Origin of the sequence: Acetomicrobium sp. S15 = DSM 107314, from assembly GCF_016125955.1 — a bacterium.
GTDB lineage: Bacteria > Synergistota > Synergistia > Synergistales > Thermosynergistaceae > Thermosynergistes > Thermosynergistes pyruvativorans.
Genome location: NZ_JADEVE010000180.1, coordinates 1 through 389, shown reverse-complemented (window position 1 = coordinate 389; position 389 = coordinate 1). Strand labels below are relative to the sequence as shown.

Sequence of the window (389 nt, the reverse complement as noted above, 5' to 3'; positions counted from 1 at the left end):
GACGGGTGAAGCGCTCCCTGTTCAGGCGCGCGTCTTCGACAACCGCCTCGTAATCGAAAGCACGCAAACCGGCACAGAAGCTGCTTTCTCGTTAGAGGGCCCTCAAGTGGTGCTCGATAACTTAGGACTGGATCTGGATGTGGTGGATTTCGGCATGCACTTTTTAAAGGATCCAGCTGTTCGCCTCCTGCTCGTTTATCTGGAAGGGTTGAACGACTGAGAGCGTTTTTTGGAGTTGCTTCGGACAGCCAAGGAGAAGGCTCATTTGCGACGCCCAAAGAGGTTTTGGTAACCAAAAAAGACGGAACAAAGGAGAACATAAAGGGCGATGCCTTCGTCATAGCCACCGGATCAGCGCCGGTTAAACTCCCCCTACCCGGTATGGACCT

Annotated in this window: 1 protein-coding gene; it reads left to right on the top strand. The window is 53.2% G+C overall.

The features are described 5' to 3' along the window. Positions 1-220 (top strand): hypothetical protein (locus EZM41_RS04705; protein ID WP_198469986.1); only part of this gene is annotated, 220 nt, incomplete at its 5' end. Positions 221-389 lie beyond the last annotated feature (169 nt).